Here is a 910-nt window from a genome sequence, read left to right on the forward strand (position 1 = left end):
CTCGCCGCCAGCCGCGCCGCGGGCCTGTTCGCCGGCGAGGCCAAGACCGACGAGCGCGACGCCGCGGTGATCGCGCGGACCGCCCTGGGCGTGCCGGACTCCCTGTCGGGGGTCCCGGGCCGCGGCGAGGCCCTCGAGGCCGCTCGCGCCCTCTCGTCGCAGCGCGACCACGTCGTCGCCTGCGCGACCAGGGACAAGAACCGCCTGCGCGCGGTGCTGCTCGAGTCCTGCCCGGCCCTCGAGGCCGCGGTCGACCTGTCGGACCGGCGGTGGCTGGAGCTGCTCGCCGGGTTCGGCGGGGCGTGGGGGATCGCCCGCTCCGGGGCCGGGGGCCCGCGGGCCGAGGCCGCCGGGGAGGCCGCGGCCGCCTCCACCGCGCCCCCGCCGGCGCTCGTCGAGGCCGAGAACAGGCAGGTCAGGTTCCTGGCCGCCCGGATATCGGAGGCCCTCGACGAGGCCGGGGCCCTCGAGGCCGAGACGGCGGCGCTGCTCGAGGGCGACGAGACCTACGCGTGCCTGCTCACCGTGCCCGGCATCGGCCCGAGGACCGCGGCGCAGCTCGCGGTGTCGGTCGACATCGGGAGGTTCCCGGACCACGACCACCTGGCCTCGTACTGCGGCATAGCCCCGAGGGTGAGGAGCTCCGGCACGTCGGTGAGGTCGGTCAGGGCGTCCAGGCGCGGCGACGCGAGGCTCAAGTCCCTGCTGATCTTCTCGTGCAACAGCCTGGTGAGGTCCTCGGGGCGCTACGGCGAGTACTACCGGGCCTGCAGGGCGCGGGGCATGGGGCACGGGCGGGCGCTCAAGGCCGTCGCGAGGAAGCGGCTCAGGGCGATATACGCCGTGATGCGCGACCGGGTGCCCTACCGGGAGTAGCCCCGACGGTTGACAAAACTATAGGAACACCCAA

At 75.2% G+C, this 910-nt stretch carries 1 protein-coding gene; it reads left to right on the forward strand.

Annotated features, from left to right (window positions below; genetic code table 11):
- On the forward strand, positions 1-876 hold an 876-nt coding region (locus GPK39_RS08625; protein WP_215675038.1), incomplete at its 5' end, for an IS110 family RNA-guided transposase.
- Positions 877-910 lie beyond the last annotated feature (34 nt).

Origin of the sequence: Collinsella aerofaciens, from assembly GCF_018785245.1 — a bacterium.
GTDB lineage: Bacteria > Actinomycetota > Coriobacteriia > Coriobacteriales > Coriobacteriaceae > Collinsella > Collinsella aerofaciens_AD.